Origin of the sequence: Terriglobus sp. (assembly GCF_965201105.1) — a bacterium.
In the GTDB taxonomy this organism is placed as follows: domain Bacteria; phylum Acidobacteriota; class Terriglobia; order Terriglobales; family Acidobacteriaceae; genus Terriglobus.
This window is the reverse complement of the sequence record NZ_OZ241741.1, coordinates 3,672,705-3,691,150: the sequence shown is the minus strand read 5'-3', so window position 1 is coordinate 3,691,150 and position 18,446 is coordinate 3,672,705. Positions and strand designations below refer to the sequence as shown.

Here is an 18,446-nt window from a genome sequence, read left to right as displayed (position 1 = left end):
AAGGCCAATCTTCTGAGAAGCTAGAAGGCGTGATGGAACCGGAACAACCCGCACAGCGCTTTGGGGCGCACCCTGCCGCTCTGACGGCCTCCGCGCCCGGGCGCGTCAACCTGATCGGCGAGCACACGGATTACACGGGGGGCCTGGTGCTGCCCATGGCGATCCCGTTCCAGACGAACGTCGAGATCGCGCATGCGGCGGATGGCATGTACACGTTTCACTCCGCGCAGTTTCAGGAAAGCCGTGTGATGCCGCCCAGCGACCAGAGCCCGGCGGCGGGCAACTGGAGCGATTATTCGGTGGGCGTGCTGCGTGAGTTGCAGGCGCTCGGGGTCAGGCCTGAGCCGTTCTACCTGACGGTGGACGGCAATGTGCCGCTTGGGTCGGGACTTAGCTCGTCGGCCTCGATTGAGGTGGCGACGGCGATGGCGCTGCTGCAGCACACGGGCAAGCACCTGCCCATTCCGGAGATTGCACTGCTGTGCCAGCGTGCCGAGAACGTGTATGTGCATTCGCCGTGCGGCATTATGGACCAGTTCGCGATTACCGCGGCGACGGCCGGGCATGCGCTGCTGCTGAACACGCGCGACCTGACCTACCAATTGCTGCCGATGAACACCGGCGAGCTTGCCGGTTGCGTGGTGGTTGTGGTCAACAGCATGGTTCGCCACACCGTGACCGCGGGCAGCGAGTACGCGCAGCGGCGGCGCGAGCTGGAGGCGGGCCAGCAAGTGTTGCGCGAGCGGTTCGGTGTGCGCGACCTGGGCGAAGCCACAGTGGAGCAGTTGCTGGCCTGCGCGGGTGCGATGTCCGCGGAGAGCCTGAAGCGATGCCGCCACGTGATCACGGAGAATGGGCGTGTTCGCGAGGCTGCGGAAGCGATGACGGCGGGCGATGCGAAAAGGCTTGGCGAGCTGATGACGGCCGCGCACGCAAGCGAGCGTGACGACTTCGAGTGCAGCGTGGAAGAGGTCGATTTTCTGGTGGACACCGCCGTGCAGCAGGCGGGGTGCTTCGGTGCGCGGCTGACCGGTGGCGGCTTTGGCGGGTGCACCGTGAACCTGCTGCTGGCCGGGGAGGCGGACCGCTTCACCGCGGCGATCCGGCAGGCTTACCAGGAGCGGTATGGCATTACCGCGCAGACGTTTGTGTGCGAGGCTGCGGCTGGCGCGGTGGAGCGTGCCGCGACGGCCGGGAGCGACGTGACGGCCGGCACCGATGTTGCCGCGGGAAGGGCGGACCAGTTATGAACGGACCTTTGCAATCGAACTCGCACCGCCGCTGGAACCCGCTTCGCCGCGAGTGGGTGGTGGTTTCGCCGCATCGCACGCAGCGCCCGTGGCAGGGCCAGACGGAGACGCCGGCCACACCCGCCGCGCTGAAGTACGATCCCAGCTGCTACCTGTGCCCGGGCAATACGCGCGCGGGCGGCCACGTGACGCCGCAGTACAGCAGCACCTTTGTGTTCGACAACGACTTTGCCGCGCTGCGCGAAGATGGCGAGCCGTTTGACGAGTCGCTGGACCCTGGCGGCCTGCTGCGCGCGCAGAGCGAGAAGGGCATTTGCCGCGTGCTCTGTTTTGACCCGCGGCACGACCTGACGCTGGCGACAATGCCCGTCGCTTCGATCCGGCACGTGGTGGACGTGTGGGCCGAGCAGGAGGCCGATCTTGCCGCCCGCGAGGACATTCGTTACGTGCAGATTTTTGAGAACCGCGGCGCGATGATGGGGGCCAGCAACCCGCACCCGCACGGGCAGATCTGGGCGACGGAGCACATTCCCAACGACCCGCTGGCGGAGGCCGCGGCGCAGGCCGAGTATTTCAGCGCGAACGGGCGTGTTCTGCTGCTGGATGTGCTGGATGCCGAGTTGAAGCTGGGCGAGCGCATTGTTGCGCAGAATGAGAGTTGGGTCGCGCTGGTTCCGTTCTGGGCGGTGTGGCCGTTTGAGCTGCTGGTGGTGCCGCGGAATCCGGCGGCTTCGATTCGGGCGCTTGACCAGGCGGGCCGCTATGGGCTGGCTGCGATGTTGAAGACGGTGTGCGCGGGGTATAACCGCATCTTCGATACGCCGTTCCCGTACTCCATGGGCTTTCACGGGGCGCCGTGCGATGGCGAGGACCACCCGGGCTGGCAGCTGCACGCGCATTTTTATCCGCCGCTGCTTCGGTCCGCGACGGTGAGGAAATTTATGGTGGGTTTTGAGCTGCTGGGCTCGCCGCAGCGCGACATTACGCCCGAAAGCGCGGCCGAAACAGTACGCCACGCGATCGGCCTGGCAGACAAGGAAGGAAACGCATGAACGTGCTTGTGACCGGCGGTGCCGGCTATATCGGGGGCACCGTCGCAACGCTGCTGCTGCAGGCGGGCCACACGGTGGTCGTGGTGGACAGCCTGATTCACGCGAAGCGCAACGAGGTGCCGGCCGGCGTGGAGTTCGTGGATGCGGACATTGCCGACCGCCCCCGCTTGGAGGCGCTGCTGCGCGAGCAGAAGTTCGATGGCGTGCTGCACTTTGCCGCGCTGATCGAAGCGGGCGATTCCATGCGTGTGCCGGAGGTGTACTTCCGCAACAACACGGCCGCGACGCTTGCCTTGCTGGAGGCGATGCATGCGACTGGCACCAACAACCTGGTGTTCAGCTCGACGGCCGCTGTCTACGGTGAGCCGGAAGCGGTGCCGATTCCGGAGACGGCGCGCCTGCAGCCGACGAATCCCTATGGTGAATCGAAGCTGCTGGTCGAGTACATGCTGCGCTGGTTCAACCAACTGCACGGGCTGCGCTATGCCAGCCTGCGCTACTTCAATGTCGCGGGGGCCTTGCCTCATCGCGGTGAGGCGCACGAGCCGGAGACCCACATCATCCCGCTGATTCTGGACGTCGCGCTGGGCCGCCGCGAGAAGATTTTGATCTACGGCGATGACTATGACACGCCCGACGGCACCTGCATCCGCGATTACATTCACGTGGCCGATTTGGCGGACGCACACATTCTGGCGCTGGACGCGCTGAAGCGGCAGGACCGGATTGTTTGCAATCTCGGCAATGGGCAGGGCTTCAGCGTGAAAGAGGTGATCGAGGCGGCGCGCAAGGTGACCGGCACCGCCATTCCGGCCGAGGTCAAGCCGCGCCGGGCAGGCGACCCGGCCCGCCTGGTCGCCAGCGCGGAGGAAGCCCACCGGATCCTGGGATGGGTGCCGAAGACGCCGGAGATCGACCGGATTCTGGAGTCCGCGTGGCAGTGGCACCAGCAGCGGTACGCCACGCGCGGGTAGGGTGGTAGGGCACGAGTGCGGCGGGCTGGGCAGTTTTGTGGATCTTGGTTGTTCCAGCGGTGCGCAGCGGTGCCAGCAAAATGCGGGTTTCTCCACTGCGCACCTCACGGTAAAGCTGTGAGGTGCTCCGGTCGAAATGACAATCTCTTTGATGGGTCCACTGCGCACCTCACGGTAAAGCTGTGAGGTGCTCCGGTCGAAATGACAATCTTTAGTGCAGTCCGCCTGACAGGTCGATCCAGCGTACTCAATACCTCGATACAGCGTGCGCGCGGTTTAGTGCGCGGCGGTGCTGCGTGCGGTGGCAGTGGTTCCCTTCTGCTGCTGCAGTAATTGCAGCGAGCGCGCGGGATCGATCAGGTGCCGACGTCCGTCCGCGCTTGCCGTGGCTCCCTGGCGGATCAGGGCGATGACCTGTGGCGGTGTCAGCAATGGGTCGATCGCCAGCAGCTTCGCCGCCAGATTCGTGACCTGCGGCGCGGCCATGGACGTACCCGTATCCCGCACCACCGATCCACCCGGCACCACGCTGGGCACGGCGAACCCGTTCGCGTCGACCGCCACGTTGTTGCCGTAGCTGGTAAAGCTGGTTTCGTCGCCTGCCTGGTCCACCGCGCCCGTCACGATCAGGTTGGGCAGCACGAACGAAGACGGGATGCATTCCTCAAAGGCGTTGTCCGCGTCGTTGTTGCCCGCGATGGTCACAAACAGGACCTCCGGCGCGCTCCCAATCGCGGCAAACAACGCATCGCGCTCGATGCCGAACAGGTGCCGGGCCATCGCCTTCCGCTCCGCCGCATCCTTGCCGATGCCGTTGGACGCCAGGTCGTGCTCAAAGTTCGACGGCCGATCCCACCAGCTCATGTTCACCACGCGGATGCCGTGCGCCTTGAACCAGGCAACGCTTTCGGTAAAGCTTTCCGCCGACTTGCGCGAGTGCTCCTCCGACGGTGCCAGGTGGGGGTTGCCGCTGTCATAGGTCATGCGCGAGTAGGCCAGTTGAATGACGGGGTTGTTTCGCGCCGCGATGCCCGTCACGTGCGTTCCATGCGCGTAGGCGCTGATCACGTCCAGCGTGTCGAAGAAGGTTCGGCCCTGTGCCGCTGGCATGCTCGCCATCTGCGCCTTCAGGGTGTCCGCCGCCGGGCTGTCAATGCCGTTCTGCAGATCGCCCAGGCCCTCCATCGTCTTGACCAGGTTGGGGTAGTCGCGCTGCTGCTCTGGCGTGAGGGGAATCAGGCTGCCGTGGGTGCGGTCGTCATGCACGTCGAACGCGATGCCGTGCGGATCTTCGTCAGCCCGTGGCGCGGGGTTGGTATACAGCCGGCCGGGAAACAGCTGGAGGTCGATGCCCGAATCCCAGATGGCCACGCGCACTGGCGTCAGCTGCTTCGCATCGGGCAGGACCGCCTCGCGGGCTGCAAAGATGTCCGGCTTCGCCACGCGATGCTCGGCGACGTATGCATCCAGCGCCGACAACGCAACAGCTTTGCAGGGCACCATCGTCATCAGCAGGGCCCGCATGCCGATGACCGTCTGCGCATCGCGCAAGGGCAATGCGTGCTGCTGCTGCAGCGTAGGGCCGACCAGGGAATCCGTCATGCCGACCAGAAAGCCCTGCGATACCACCTGGAAGCGCATCCGCGACTCTTTGACCGCGGGCGAGACTGTTTGCCATGGCAGCGCGTGCAGGCGCTCCGCATACATCGACGGCTCTGCCCTTGGGCACGCGTTGTCTTGGACCGCACCGCCGTCTGCCAGCCGCGCCTGCAGAAACACCTCCAGCGGAAGCTGGCCCGTCAGCTTTTCCGCCGGCTTGTCTTCCAGCGCGCGGATTTGCGGGATCAGAAGGAGCGCCTCGCGGTCATGGCCGCCCTCGATCAGGTCCACATTCAGCCGCGTTTCCAGAATCCTGCGCTGCGTGGCATGGTCGTCGATCTGGTTTGCCGCCTCGATGCGGTCCAGGTCGGCGCGGACTTTTCCAGCAAACGCGAGGAACTGCGGCGCCGGCTCGGTCAGCAACTCTTCCGTGGTGCCGTTGACGGGATAGCTGAAGCGCGGCAGGTCTGCCTCTTTGGCGATGTGCGGACGCGCGTCCGCGGTCTGCGAGGCCAGGGGCAGTGTCGCCAGAAACAGTACAGAGATGAAGGTTGTTGCGTGCATACGGTTTTCCTCGGTCGTGCGTGTTGAGGCCATGCAGAAAGCGCGAGCGCGCCGCCCGATGGTATGGGCGGCTAACGATTCCGGAACAAACGCGCGCGGTGAAGCGTGTCTTGATCAGGCCTTACCATGTTGTGCGTAAATTGACCGCAGTGCGTGCCATGAATGTCGCCCGCAAGCGACATAAGGAAGCGTGCTGCGGGAGGCCGCCTAGCCGGGACCGTTCGGTTCGCACGGACAGCGGATGATTCAGGGCTCGCTAGGGGTTTGCAACGGGGTGCTTACAGGTCTGGCTGCAGGAACGCTACAGGGCGCACTGCGTTTCGTAGCGGCGAGTGTCACTGCCCTGCGCGATCTGTTCGGCGACGATGGCGGGGGTCATGCGACGCGAGAGGATGGGGCGGTGTGCGGCGCAGGCCTGCATTTCCGCGATGATGGCGAGTGCGATGGCCTCCGCGCCATCGCCGCCCAGGTCGAGACCGACCGGGGCGCGCAAGCGGTCGCAGACCTCTTGCAGCGGCCACGCCAGTAGGGCCGCGATTTCACCGGCCAGAAGGGCGCTGCGGTGGCGCGCGCCCAGCAGACCCAGGTACTGCAGCCTTGCGGGCAAAAGCCGGTGCAGCCAGGCGCGGTCCTGTTCGTAGCTGTGGGTCATGACCACGGCAAAGTCGTTCGGCAGGATGGGGAAGCCGAGGGGCGCGTCGGGGTCGGCGACCACGACGCGTTCGGCTGCGGGGAAGCGCTCCGGCCGGGCCATGTTTGCGCGGCCGTCCACCACAATCACGCGCCAGCCCAGCAGGTCAGCCATGTTTGCCAAGGGGTGCGCGTCGTCGCCGGCACCGAAGACAAGCACGCGTTGCGGCGGTTCGATGCGTTCGGAGTAGATTTCTGGTTCGGCTTGATCTGAGTCGGTGTCCGATGCGACGGTTCCGGATGTGATGCCGGTTGCAATGGTGCGGACGACACGCGAAAGGGCGCGGCCCTCTGCGGGCAACGTTGTGTCGATCTCCGAAGTCTCGCCCTCGAGCGATCTGGCCAGCGCGTCCATCAGGATTTGGAACTCGGGCGTTCCCGCCGGCTCCAGCAGAACTTCGACGCTGCCGCCGCAACCCAAGCCGTAGGGAATCTCGGATGCGTCGTCCATCGCGGTGGAGTAGTGCTGCACCGCGGCGCCGTCGCGCACCAGCCAGCGCGCTTTGCGCACGACTTCGGCTTCCAGGCAGCCGCCTGAAATGGAACCGGCATAGCCGCCATCTTTCGCCACCAACAGACGCGCGCCCGGCCTGCGGTAGCTGGAACCTTCGACGGCGACCAGGGTGGCCAGCGCGGCGGCCCGGCCGCCACGCCATATTTCGACAATTTTGCGCCGTTCACGCCACACTTGCGAAGACTCCTTCCCGTATCTGATGTTGCGGAGCGTTTGAAGAGCCAAACGGTTTGAATCGTGCAATTTTGCGAACAAGTCTGCAAGCCATCGCCGCACGCGAAAACAGCGTCTCTTACAGTACAGCTTCATCCTGACGGTGCAGTGTGATTCCTGCGTTGCATCGCCATTCTGACGATCCGAAGCAGCACGTTACAGATCAACGTCAGCAAACGACTGATGGTATGAGGGGACAGCATGAGCCCAGTGAATAAGAGGGCGTGTTTCGACGACGGCGTCGAAGAAGAGATTGCCGCGTCAATCGGCACGATGGACCAGGCTGCGTCCGGCGTGGCCGAGAGTTGCAGTGCGATGAGCGGAGTTTCAGCGGCGGAGGACGTCGAGGAATCCGAGCAGTTGCAGCGGCATGGCCTGCTCTCAGAACTGAGCCGCCGCCGGTTTCTGCAGGCCTCGTCCGCGCTTGCGGCATCGCTGGCGTTTGAGACGCCGTCGATGGCGGAAACGCCGGGCGCGGTGAACAGCAAGCCGCTGACGCTGAAGATCAACGGGCAATCCAAAAACGTGACGCTGGATACGCGCACGTCGCTGCTGGACGCGTTGCGCGAGACGCTGGACCTGACCGGTACCAAGAAGGGTTGCGATCACGGCCAGTGCGGCGCCTGCACGGTGCTGGTGGACGGGCGGCGGGTGAATAGTTGCCTGACGCTGGCGGTTGCCGCGGAAGGCGCCGAGATCACCACCATTGAGGGTCTGGCCAAGAATGCCGATCCGAAGACGCCCGAGGACCTGAGCCCCGTGCAGGCGGCTTTTCTGCTGCATGATGGGTACCAGTGCGGGTACTGCACGCCGGGCCAGATTATTTCGGCGACGGCGACGCTTACCGAGCAGAGCAAGGGCGAGATTTCCATTGTGAGCTGGCACACCGGGAAGCATGACAAGCCCGAGTTGACCGACGACGAGATTCGCGAGCGTATGAGCGGCAACATTTGCCGTTGCGGCGCGTACCCCAACATTGTCGCCGCGGTACGCGCGGCGTCGCGAGGAGCGCAAGCATGAACAGCTTCACGTATAGCCGCGCCACCTCAAATGCGCAGGCGCTTGACGGCGTCAAGGGCGGCAATGCCGCGTTCCTGGCCGGCGGAACCAACCTGGTCGACCTGATGAAGTACGAGGTCGAACACCCGTCGGCGCTGGTGGACATTAACCACCTGCAGCTCGCCGAGATCAAGGAAACGCCGGATGGCGGCGTGAGTATTGGCGCGCTGGTGCGCAACAGCGATCTGGCGAATCATCCGCTGATCCGGTCCAACTACCCGCTGCTTTCGCAGGCGCTGTTGAGCGGCGCGTCGCCTCAACTGCGCAACATGGCGACCACGGGCGGCAACCTGTTGCAGCGCACGCGTTGCTACTACTTCACGGATGTGGGTTTCCAGGCGTGTAACAAGCGCAAGCCCGGTTCCGGATGTGCCGCGATTGAGGGGTATAACCGCATTCACGCGATCCTGGGGCAGACGGACAAGGGGCCGGCCAGCAAAGAAACCTGCATCGCAACGAACCCGTCGGACATGTCGGTCGCGATGGCCGCGCTGCAGGCCAGCGTGGAAGTGGAAGGCGCACACGGCAAGCGCACGATTCCGATTGCCGAGTTCCACCGTTTGCCGGGCAATGAGCCGCAGCGCGACACAACGCTGCGTGCCGGCGAGCTGATTACCGCCGTGACGCTGCCCAAGGCGAAGTTCGCCAACAACGCGTTTTACTTGAAGGCGCGCGACCGCAACAGCTACGCGTTCGCCCTGGTTTCCGTGGCGGCGGGACTTGAGATGGATGGGGCAAACATTCGCTCGGCCGGTATTGCGATGGGCGGCGTGGCGCACAAGCCCTGGCGCGTGCCCGAGGCCGAGGCCATGCTGGCCGGCAAGCCCGCCGACCCTGAGGTGTTCGCGAAGGTGGCGGAGACGCTGCTGCGCGGCGCGCACGGCTATCAGCACAACCAGTTCAAAATCGAGCTCGCCAAACAGACGATTGTCCGCGCTCTTGTCACCGCCAGCAAAGGCACATCGGAGGCCGCATGATCGACTTCGCACAGGATCAGCAGGAAGCCCCCAAGCCCAGCCCGCAGCTGGACTACCGTTACGAGGGCATCGACAAAGTTACCGGCAAGGCCAAGTATGCCGCCGAGTTCGACGGGCCGTTTGCCAAGGCCGACCTGGCCTACGCGTACATTGTGCAGGCGACGATCGCCAGCGGCAGCGTGAAGAGCATGGACATTACCGCGGCAAGCAAGGCGCCGGGTGTGCTGGCCATCATTACGCCGTTCAACGCGCCGAAGCTGAACCAGGGACCGCCCAAGCCGCCTGCGCGCCGCAGCCTGACGCTGATGCAAAACACCGACGTAGCGTACAACGGGCAGCCTATCGCGGTTGTGATTGCGAAGACGCTGGTGGAGGCGAAAGCGGCCGCGGCCATGGTCAAGACGACCTATGCCGTGCAGCCGGCAAAGCTGCAGTGGGAAAAGCGCCTGGGCGAGGCGCGTTGGCCCAAGAACCCGGGCAAGGATCCGGCGACGAACCACCGCGGCGACATCAACGCGGCATTCGCAAAGGCCGCGGTTACTCTCGACAACACCTACGTGACGCCGATTCAGTACCACAACCCGATGGAGCCCCACGCCACGATCGCGTGGTGGCAGGGCGACAAGGTTACGGTCTACGACGCGACGCAATATATCTCCGGTGTGAAGATGTCGCTGGCGCGGACGCTGAGCGTGCCGATCGATTACGTTCACGTGATGGACCCGGTGGTGGGCGGCGGTTTCGGATCCAAGGGGTCCATGTGGTCGCATGTGCCGCTCTGTGCCATGGCTTCGAAGCTGACCAACCGGCCGGTGAAGCTGGTACTTGAGCGTGAGCAGATGTTTGGGCTTGTCGGGTCGCGGCCGTCCACGATCAACCACATTCGCCTGGCTGCCACGCAGGACGGCACCCTGCTCGGGATGCAGCACGACAACGTGATGAATGCATCCGTGCTGGAGGATTTTGTCGAGCACACGGAGGACGTGACCCGGAGCCTGTACCAGAGCGAAACGAACTCGGTGACGGCGAAGGTGGTGGAAGCGAATCTGGGCGTGAGCACGTTTATGCGCGCGCCGGGCGAGTCGTCGGGCACGGCCGTCCTGGAGATCGCTATGGATGAGATGGCCGAAAAGCTGAAGATGGACCCGGTCGAGTTCCGGCTGAAGAACTATGCCGAGACCGATCCGAGCAATGAGCATCGGCCGTGGTCGAGCAAACATTTGCGTGAGTGCTATGCGCAGGGCGCGCAGAAATTTGGATGGTCCAGCCGCAACACTACGCCGGGCGGCCGCAGCGAGGGCGAGTGGCTGATCGGTCACGGCATGGCGACGGCCACGTACCCGGCGAACCGCAGCGCGGCACAGGCAGTTGTGCGTCTGCTGCCCGGCGGCAAGATGTTTGTAGGTTCGGGCACGCAGGACCTTGGAACCGGCACGTACACCATCATGGCGCAGCAGGCAGCGGCGGGGCTTGGGCTTGATCCGAGGAACGTCGAGGTCCAGCTCGGCGATTCGACGCTGCCGAAGGCGCCGGTCTCGGGCGGATCGCAGTCGGCTGCGTCGGTGCTGCCTGCCATTCAGGACGCGAACACGCAACTGAAGCTGAAGCTGGTGGACCTGGCCATCAATGATGCACGCTCGCCCATGCACGGTCTGCAGGCTGCCGATTGCGACGTGAAGGATGGCAAGCTGATTTCGAAGTCGCAGCCGGGCAAGACCGATGCGCTGACCGACCTGATTGCCCGCAACAACAATCAGCCGGTCGAGGCGCAGGGGCAGGCGGAGCCGGGCGAGTCGCACGATGCGATGACGACGCATTCCTGGGGCGCGGTCTTCGCGGAGGTCGCCGTGCACCGCTACACCGGCATGACCAAGACGCGGCGTATTGTGGCGGTCTACGACATTGGCGTTCTGCTGAACCAGAAGACCGGACTGAACCAGCTGATGGGCGGTCTCACGTGGGGCATTGGCTTTGCGACGGAAGAGCACGGTGTGATCGATCCGGTGACTGGGCGCGTCGTCAACGCCAACCTGGCGGAGTACCACGTTCCGGTGAACGCTGATGTAGGCGTGATGGATGTGAGTGTGGTCGGCATTCCGGACACGAAGTTCGCACCGACGGGAGCGCGCGGTATCGGCGAGATCGGCGTAACGGGCGCGGCTGCAGCGGTTGCCAATGCCATTTACAACGCGACGGGCAAGCGCGTGCGTGAGTATCCGATTTCGCCGGACAAGCTGCTGCTGGGCTGATCCGGGTGGATCGGGAGGTATGAAGGGCTCCATTGTGATGGAGCCCTTTTTCGCACGTCGAGGCCCTGCCTGCGCTGATCGCAGAGCAGTTGACCCTTTTGACACATGTTCTGCGGGCGCTCGCAGAAATGCAGGTTTCTCCGCTCCGCAGGACGGTAAAGCTGTCCTGCTCCGGTCGAAATGACGAATTTTAATCGTATGTGATTTATCAGACAGAGCCTTAAAACCTGACTCATCGGCGCGTTGCTTCGCTCTGGGTGGAAATGCGTGTTTCCGCAGCTCAATTGAAACGATGAAAGGCATTGCAACGTGGTCGAAATGTTGCGAAAAGCGTCACATCCAGTTGTCGCCTGATGGCGTCAATAGTTTGGGACTGCAACGCGCACAGACGCGAGCGCCACGCGCACACGTATTCGACTCCCAGGTCGTTGTCGCCCAGCCATGCCGGCTGGGCGTGTGCGCTTTGAGGGGCTTGATTACCGGCTGGGCAGTGGCCGGGGCTGGTCTGCGGTTTCGGCGTTTGCCGGCTGCGGTGCCACTACGACTTTGACCAGGCCGGGTTCCCGGGCGTGCAGGCGCTTGAACCATGCCGCTGCGTCTTCGAGCGGGGAGACGGCGCTGATGAGCGGTTCCACTTTGATGGCACCGCTGCTGAGTTTGGCAATGGCTTCGTCATACTCGCCGGCTGAGGCGCAGGAGCCCTGCAGGCGAATCTGGCGGGTGACGACGCGCTGCAGCGGCAGGGGGACGGTGGGCTGGATGTTGCCGATGAGGGTGACGGTGCCGCCCTTGCGCACGCACTCGATCGCGGCGGTGACGGTTTCGGCGCGGCCGACGGCTTCGAGGACCACGTCGACGCCGCGTTGGTTGGTGCGGCGAAGGACTTCGGCGATGAGGGCGTCGCCCGTAAGGGCGAGGGTGTCGGGGATGCCGACTTCGCGGGCCATGGCGAGGCGGTCTTCGTTGATGTCGGCGATGAGGACGGAGGCGCAGCCGGCCTCGCGGGCGGCCTGCGCGGTGAGCAGGCCGATCATGCCGGCGCCGATGACCAGGGCGTGTTCGCCGCCTTTCAGGTCTGAGACGCGCACGCCGTGCAGGGCGACGGAGACGGCCTCGAGCAGCGCGGCCTGCTGCATGGGAAAGCCGCCGGGCAGCCGGTAGAGGATGCGGGCGGGGACGGCGACGTATTCGGCGAAGGCGCCGTTGCGTCGATACTCGCTGCACGACACGCCGAGGACTTCGCGGTTGTCGCAGAGGTTGACTTCGCCGCGAAGGCAGAACTCGCAGCGGCCGCAGTAGACGGTGGAGTCGAAGGTGACGCGGTCGCCGGGCTGGTAGCCGTGGACATCGGCACCTACCGCGGTGATGGTGCCGGCAGCCTCGTGGCCCATGACGACCGGCGGGATGCGGCGGCCACTACCGCCGTCGTAGCCGTGCACGTCGGAGCCGCAGATGCCGCAGGCGGCGACGCGGATCAGGACCTCGTCGGGCGCGATGGCGGGCGTGGGGAGGTCGACGATGTCGAGCTTTTCGTAGGCGGAGAGGAGCAGGGCGCGCATGGTCAGAGTGTACGAGCGGGTGAGGTTGTTTGCCCGATGGCTGGTGGGCTGGGAAGAGCAAGATGCAGGTTTCCGTGCAAGCACCAAGTCCACTTTGCACCCACGATGAAGCTGTGGGTGCTCCGGTCGAAATGACAATGTGCCTGCTTTGGAGTGCCTTGCGGGTGCCGACAAAATGCAGGTTTCTCCACTGCGCACTCACGATGGTGCTGTGAGCGCTCCGGTCGAAATGACAATGTGGTGGGGCGCGGGAGTACTCGTCGACGTGGTGGGCCGTTGACGTGGTGGGTTTAGTGGCGCATGCCCATGGCGAGGAAGTGGCCGACGATCCAGGCAAGCAGGGCGAGTGGGATGGCGAGCAGCAGGAACATGCCGAGCATGAGTGCGCCGAGGAAGAGCCAGTCGCTCACGGCGTGACGTTTGCGCTGTTCGGGGTTCGGTGGCAGGCGCAGCGGGGTGCGGGCGGCGCGGCTGGCCGGGTCATTGCTGGAATCGGAGCCGGTGCTTGCATTGGGCCAGCTTCCGGCGGGCGGGTAGGTGGCGCGTTCGCCGAGGGAGCGCTGGAGGAGGGCGAAATTGCGGCGGTTAGCCTTCCAGGCTACGTCGAAGGCGTCGCCCAGGATGGGGACGGCGCCGATGATGACTTCGATGGCGACGTTGGCGAGCATGCGGGCGAGGGTGAGCCGAGGGACGCCGCGAAGCCAGGCGGCGAGAATGATGATCCAGGAAGCCATGCCACCGAGGATGTCGCCGATGCCGGGGATGAGGCCGATGACGGCGTCGAGGCCGAAGCGGATGCGGGTGCCGGGGATGACGAGGAAGTCGTCGAGGATGTGCGAGAGCATGTCGAGGCGCTCGTCGCTGAAGAGGCTGGCGCCGCGGTTGATGCGCGGCGGGATAACCTCGGGCTCTGTTTCGACCCGGCCGGTGCGCGCGTTGTAGGTGGGCGGCATCGCTTGTGTGATGCTACGCCAGCATTGGAGGCCGGAAGTGCGAATGGGGTCGGAACCCACCTTAGCCGCAAAGAGCGCGGCGAAGGTGGGGCACGTGATCGAGAGCTGGCCGCTGGGCTGTTACAATCAACGCTGGCACGGCGGCTGTAGTTCAGGGGTTAGAACGCGGGTCTGTGGCACCCGATGTCGAGGGTTCAAATCCCTCCAGCCGCCCCAATCCCTTCGCCAGATGTTGCGTCCGCGTCTGGAATGTTCCGCGTTCGCGCCTGGAATTTAGAACTGCGCTTCGGCCGTGTCTCGCACACCGGTAAGTTGCGGTACTGGTGCCAAATCCGGGATCACTTTCCTGGAGAGTTTCCTGATAAGGAAGCTGCCAAACTGGATTCCTGGCTTCTCGACGAAGTGCCAAGTCAAAACTGCCAAAGGCACGCTTGCCGAAACGCCGACCAGAAACATAGCCGCCGCGAATGCGAAGCCGTCCAAGCTGGGATACCTGCGATGCAGGAGTTCACCGATCGATAAGAAAGCCAGCGAGTGCAGCAGGTAAAGGCTGAACGAGATCTTGCCGAGAAAGATGGTGATCTGGTTCACCAATACTTTCCAAGGGTACAAGCTGACACCCAATGCGAGAACCATCAATGACATGCTTTCCAGCAGCAGCCGGGCGTAGTCGAACGGCAGTAGCAGAGCGTACAGCAGACCGGCGATCAGGACAAGGCAGATGGATACTTCTTTTCTCCCCTGCAGCGGCAGCGAGCGCATCGACTTCCAGACCTGATACGCGAGCAGCCCCATGAGGAATACCGGTAGTTCAGCCACCATCGAAAAGAATTTGAAGTACATCGCCTTTGTCGTAAAAGTGTGAAGTCCGGAGCCCAGGATCGTGTGTATCAGGACCACCGAAGTGACCGCGCTAAGCACAAATGCTATCGCAGCAGACCGCAGCGATCCGACTAGGCGGAAGAGCAGCGGGAGGATAGCGTAGAAGATCGCTTCATCTGCAACCGACCAGCCCCCGACGGCGGAGTGATTGATATTGTCGGGGGAGAACCCGTTGACGAACGTCATCGCCATCAGCATGTCTTTCCATGTGCCCGGAATGTTTGGTCGGAGCCAATGCGTCAGCAGGACCGCAACATAGAACATCGGAGCGATACGAAAGAATCGCCGTATAAAAAAGCTGACACGGGTATGCTGCTCAGTTTTTCTTCGATCTTCACTGAGCGCCAAGGTGAAGGCGCTCACGATATAGAAGAGTTGTACCCCGCGTTGCCCCGAGAGGAGTAGCGCGAAGACGAATGGTCCCGGATGAACCACGAACGGAGCCGCGGCGAGCGTGTGCACTCCGAGGACACCTAAAATGGCGATTCCTCTCAGGGCGTCCAGCTGCCCTAGCTTCCATTGCGTCTGATCGATGTTCGCCATGATGCACTTCCCGAAGGATAACTCCCGACCCTCGTCGTCGTAAGCGCCTGAGCCGATCACAGCATCTGATGCAGGGGCGAGCATTCAAGCGTGAGCGAGGCTCAAACGGCTAAAGGCCGCCTGCGGAACATTTACAGCCCATCTGCACGACACCGCAGGAAACCAGTACAACTTAACGGCACCTTCATAAGATTGGTCGACCGCCGGTATCGTCGGCGAACAATCCGTTCGTAAGATTCGCTTACGGTGCTGAAAGGAGTAAGGTTCAGCTGCCTGCGGCCGACGTAGAGCTTGTTCAAACGGACGTTTGAGTGACGTTTCGCTCTCGCGCTTACGCAGAAGTTGGAGGGAATGTGATGGCGGTGCGCAGCGGCCGTGTTTTTGCCGGAACCAGCGGGTGGGCGTACCCGACGTGGAAGCCGGGGTTCTATCCGAAGGAGGTGCCGGCGCGGCGGTTTCTGGAGCACTATGGGGAGCGGCTGAACTCGGTCGAGGTGAACTATACGTTTCGCAAGCTGCCGGAGCCCGCGCAGATGGAAGGGTGGCTTCAGGCGACGCCGAAAGGGTTCCGGTTTTCGTTCAAGGCTCCGGAGGCGATTACGCACCGCAAGCGGCTACGCGGTTGCGGACCGGCGGTTGCGGAGTTTCTGGATGCGGTGGAGCCGGCGCGGGCGGCGAAGAAGCTGGGCTTGCTGCTGTTTCAACTGCCACCAAACTTCAAGCCCGACCTGGAGCGGCTCGACGCATTTCTGTCGCTGGAGGAGATGCGGCGCGCGGGGCGCGTGAGCTTTGAGTTCCGGCATGAGGGCTGGTTTACGCCGGAGTGCTTTGCGTTGCTGCGAAGGCATGGTGCGGCGTTGTGTGTGGCTTCGAGTGAAAGTGTGGAGACGCCGGAGGTACACACGGCGAGGGGATTTACCAGTTTCCGACTGCGGATGCCGGGCGGGTACTCCGAGGCGGAGGCGACGGCGCACGCGGCGCGGTTTCAGGCGCTCGCGGCCAAAGGACGCGATGTGTATGTGTATTACAAGCATGAGGATGAGCCGACGGGGCCGCTGGCGGCAGAGGCGATGCTGCGGGCGGGTGCGCGATAAGTTTGTGGTCGCGAGCGAATTTGGGGTTGGAATGAGGAAACGTTCGGGCTCGCGCTTCGCACTCGCGTTTGCAAATGCAGGTTTCTCCACTGCGCACGCGCAAAAAGCGCGCGTGCTCCGGTCGAAATGACACTTTTAAAGCGAAGCGATGATTGTCGAACAGCGAAAGCGGGATGGGAGAATAGGGAGATCGCTTGATTCAACCTGCTCCATTCAAGCCGCGGCGATGGCTGCGCAACGGCCACCTGCAGACCATCGTGGGCAACTTTCTGCCGCGGGTGGACCGCTTGCCTGCGCCCACCAGTGAGCTGGTGCCGGTGCCGCTGCCGCCTGAGATGGAGTCGCTGCCGGAAGCGGTGGCGCTGGACCGCGTGATGCCGAGCCGTGTGCTGGTGCACTGCCACTGGCAACCGGCGGATGGCACGAAGGCTGTGGGGCGGAGCAAGGAGAGCGCGGGCCCGCTGAGGCAGGGCTTTGCTGCTCCGACGGTGATCCTGGTGCATGGGCTGGAAGGGTCGTCGCACTCGCAATACATTGTGGGCAACGCGAACAAGTTGTGGGCCGCGGGGTGCAATGTGTTGCGGATGAACATGCGCAACTGCGGCGCGACGGATGCGCTTTCGCCGTCGCTGTACCACTCGGGGCTGTCGACGGACGTGATCGCGGTGCTGCGGTGGGCGATTGGGCGCGGGTGCAGGTACGTGGTGCTGGCGGGCTACAGCATGGGCGGCAACCTAGTCTTGAAGGCGGCGGGCGAGCTCGGCGCGGATGCACCACCGGAGCTGATGGGCGTGGTCGCGGTGTCGCCGCCGATGGATCTCCGCGAATCGGCGGACGCGCTGCATGGCTGGCAAAACCGCGTGTATGAGCGGCGGTTTCTGCGCAACCTGCGCGCGCGGTATCTGCGAAAGACGCGGCTGTTCCCTGCTGTGTTTGCGCCGGAGCCACTGGCGCGTGTGCGTTCCATTCGCGATTTCGACGAGTGGGTGATGGCGCCGCACTGTGGTTTCAGGAGTGCGGATGATTACTACCAGCGCGCCGGCGCCTCGCGCGTGCTGCGGGAGATTGCCGTGCCTACGCTGGTGCTGCACGCGTGCGATGACCCGTTCATCCGGCTGACGACGGCGACGCGGGCGCAGCTGGAGGCGCATGCGGAGGTCACCCTGCTGGAGCCGGCGCACGGTGGGCACTGCGCGTTTTTGGAAGAGCCTGGGCCCGGTTACGACGGCTATTGGGCGGAGCGGGCGCTGAAGGATTTCGTGCTGGCGCGGACCAGGGCCGTTGCAGCGGATGAGCGTTCGCCGCAGCCAGTGGAGCCTGCTGCGCGTGAGCCGGCGCCGGAGGTTGCGGCGTGCTGATGGAGTGGTCCACCGCGACCGCGGCGGATGACCCCGTGCTGGTGGTGCCGTGGCAGGCACCGGATGGGGACGTTCGCTGGGTCGACCTGCGCGAGGACGACTTTGCGCTGGACGAGATTAGCGAGGCCGACGAGCACCCGGCGCTGCTGGCTGCCTTACGGGCGTTGAACAGCGGGCGTTCGCCGGTGTTTACAGCCAAGTGCGATGTGTGGGCGATGGAGGAGGAAGAGCTGGCGGGGACGCGCGACGATCTGATGCTGGAGCAGGACCAGGCTGAGGCGGGCATGGCCTGCTACCTGGATTTGCTGTGGCGCGATCGCGGCATCTTCGCGTCGCGGCACCGCACCGAGCAGGTACTGCACCGCCTGGACCGCATGGTCGAGGAGCTGCCGGGATCGCTGGCGAAGGCGGAGGCGGTGGTGCGGCCCGCGGTGGTGGAGCTGGATGGCTCGGTGGCGGAGGGGTATTGTTTGTCGCTGTATGTGAAAGGTGTCGGCGTGGATGAGGCGGAGGCAAAGCAACGTTGGTCCGCGGCGCTCCGGGAGGTGACGGCGCTGTTTCGCGGGAGTGAGTTGCTGACGTTGTAGCGTTGTTCTGCCGATGAAGTTAGCAATGCGAGGTTTCGGTGCAAGTACCGAATCTGTCGCGCAGGAAGATAAACCGGTCTGCCGCGGTCGACAATAACTTGTGGGTTTCGACAATGACCTGTGCGGCTGCTGTGAGTGTGAGCATAGAGCGGGAAACGATGTAGGCTGGATGCACGGGGACCGGTAGCTCAGCCGGATAGAGCATCTGCCTTCTAAGCAGAGGGTCGCAGGTTCGAGTCCTGCCCGGTTCACCAGCTTGTCGCAGTGTTCACCAGCAGCTTCAGTGTTCGCCAGAGCGGGGCGGTGTGATGCGAGTGGGTGGTGGAAAG

General features: G+C 64.0%; 14 protein-coding genes and 2 tRNA genes. 11 read left to right on the top strand and 5 right to left on the bottom strand.

All coding sequences use genetic code 11. The features are described from left to right. The first annotated feature begins 32 nt into the window (after window positions 1-32). The 3 genes from galK to galE are packed head-to-tail and all read left to right on the top strand — an operon-like array spanning window position 33 to window position 3,276. Window positions 33-1,250: a galactokinase gene (gene galK / locus ACOFKT_RS16230; protein WP_419805024.1), complete on the top strand. Its 1,218-nt coding sequence runs from the start codon at window positions 33-35 to the stop codon at window positions 1,248-1,250. Then, entirely contained in the window at window positions 1,247-2,302 is a 1,056-nt protein-coding gene (locus ACOFKT_RS16225) for a UDP-glucose--hexose-1-phosphate uridylyltransferase (protein ID WP_419805023.1), read from the top strand. Before galK ends, ACOFKT_RS16225 begins: the two co-directional genes overlap by 4 nt. After that, window positions 2,299-3,276 (top strand): UDP-glucose 4-epimerase GalE, encoded by a 978-nt coding sequence (galE, locus tag ACOFKT_RS16220; protein WP_419805022.1) that lies wholly within the window; start codon window positions 2,299-2,301, stop codon window positions 3,274-3,276. Before ACOFKT_RS16225 ends, galE begins: the two co-directional genes overlap by 4 nt. A gap of 276 nt (window positions 3,277-3,552) precedes the next feature. On the opposite strand, the gene ACOFKT_RS16215 is transcribed toward galE, so the two are convergent. Together ACOFKT_RS16215 and ACOFKT_RS16210 are read right to left on the bottom strand one after the other, a co-directional pair. Then, entirely contained in the window at window positions 3,553-5,439 is a 1,887-nt protein-coding gene (locus tag ACOFKT_RS16215) for a S8 family serine peptidase (protein WP_419805021.1), read from the bottom strand. A gap of 301 nt (window positions 5,440-5,740) precedes the next feature. Continuing rightward, window positions 5,741-6,817, bottom strand: a complete 1,077-nt coding sequence (locus ACOFKT_RS16210; protein WP_419805020.1) for an XdhC family protein — start codon at window positions 6,815-6,817, stop codon at window positions 5,741-5,743. A 240-nt stretch (window positions 6,818-7,057) separates the two neighbouring features. On the opposite strand from ACOFKT_RS16210, the gene ACOFKT_RS16205 reads away from it, so the two are divergent. From ACOFKT_RS16205 to ACOFKT_RS16195, 3 genes are read left to right on the top strand one after another with little or no spacing between them, the layout of a single operon-like run. Continuing rightward, window positions 7,058-7,876, top strand: a complete 819-nt coding sequence (locus ACOFKT_RS16205) for a (2Fe-2S)-binding protein (RefSeq protein WP_419805019.1) — start codon at window positions 7,058-7,060, stop codon at window positions 7,874-7,876. Beyond that, entirely contained in the window at window positions 7,873-8,892 is a 1,020-nt protein-coding gene (locus ACOFKT_RS16200) for an FAD binding domain-containing protein (RefSeq protein ID WP_419805018.1), read from the top strand. The genes ACOFKT_RS16205 and ACOFKT_RS16200 overlap by 4 nt, the downstream gene beginning before the upstream one ends. Then, a complete protein-coding gene (locus ACOFKT_RS16195) occupies window positions 8,889-11,141 on the top strand; it encodes a xanthine dehydrogenase family protein molybdopterin-binding subunit (protein WP_419805017.1) in 2,253 nt (750 codons plus the stop codon). Before ACOFKT_RS16200 ends, ACOFKT_RS16195 begins: the two co-directional genes overlap by 4 nt. 476 nt (window positions 11,142-11,617) lie before the next feature. On the opposite strand, the gene ACOFKT_RS16190 is transcribed toward ACOFKT_RS16195, so the two are convergent. Both ACOFKT_RS16190 and ACOFKT_RS16185 read right to left on the bottom strand, forming a co-directional pair. Then, window positions 11,618-12,784 (bottom strand): zinc-dependent alcohol dehydrogenase, encoded by a 1,167-nt coding sequence (locus ACOFKT_RS16190; protein ID WP_419805016.1) that lies wholly within the window; start codon window positions 12,782-12,784, stop codon window positions 11,618-11,620. A gap of 206 nt (window positions 12,785-12,990) precedes the next feature. Beyond that, the gene (locus tag ACOFKT_RS16185; protein WP_419805015.1) at window positions 12,991-13,653 is read right to left on the bottom strand and encodes a DUF4112 domain-containing protein; all 663 of its coding nucleotides are present in this window, start codon (window positions 13,651-13,653) and stop codon (window positions 12,991-12,993) included. Between the two features lie 140 nt (window positions 13,654-13,793). Between ACOFKT_RS16185 and ACOFKT_RS16180 the strand changes: the two genes are divergently transcribed. Next, window positions 13,794-13,869 (top strand) — tRNA-His (locus ACOFKT_RS16180). Between the two features lie 57 nt (window positions 13,870-13,926). Here ACOFKT_RS16180 and ACOFKT_RS16175 read toward each other — a convergent pair. Continuing rightward, the gene (locus tag ACOFKT_RS16175) at window positions 13,927-15,078 is read right to left on the bottom strand and encodes an acyltransferase family protein (protein WP_419805014.1); all 1,152 of its coding nucleotides are present in this window, start codon (window positions 15,076-15,078) and stop codon (window positions 13,927-13,929) included. Between the two features lie 356 nt (window positions 15,079-15,434). On the opposite strand from ACOFKT_RS16175, the gene ACOFKT_RS16170 reads away from it, so the two are divergent. The 4 genes from ACOFKT_RS16170 to ACOFKT_RS16155 all read left to right on the top strand — a co-directional run bounded on the left by ACOFKT_RS16170 (window position 15,435) and on the right by ACOFKT_RS16155 (window position 18,371). Further along, the gene (locus tag ACOFKT_RS16170; protein ID WP_419805013.1) at window positions 15,435-16,172 is read left to right on the top strand and encodes a DUF72 domain-containing protein; all 738 of its coding nucleotides are present in this window, start codon (window positions 15,435-15,437) and stop codon (window positions 16,170-16,172) included. Window positions 16,173-16,366: 194 nt separating this feature from the next. Next, window positions 16,367-17,530: a YheT family hydrolase gene (locus ACOFKT_RS16165; RefSeq protein WP_419805012.1), complete on the top strand. Its 1,164-nt coding sequence runs from the start codon at window positions 16,367-16,369 to the stop codon at window positions 17,528-17,530. After that, the gene (locus ACOFKT_RS16160; protein ID WP_419807184.1) at window positions 17,530-18,117 is read left to right on the top strand and encodes a hypothetical protein; all 588 of its coding nucleotides are present in this window, start codon (window positions 17,530-17,532) and stop codon (window positions 18,115-18,117) included. The genes ACOFKT_RS16165 and ACOFKT_RS16160 overlap by 1 nt, the downstream gene beginning before the upstream one ends. 177 nt (window positions 18,118-18,294) lie before the next feature. Further along, window positions 18,295-18,371 (top strand) — tRNA-Arg (locus ACOFKT_RS16155). Window positions 18,372-18,446 lie beyond the last annotated feature (75 nt).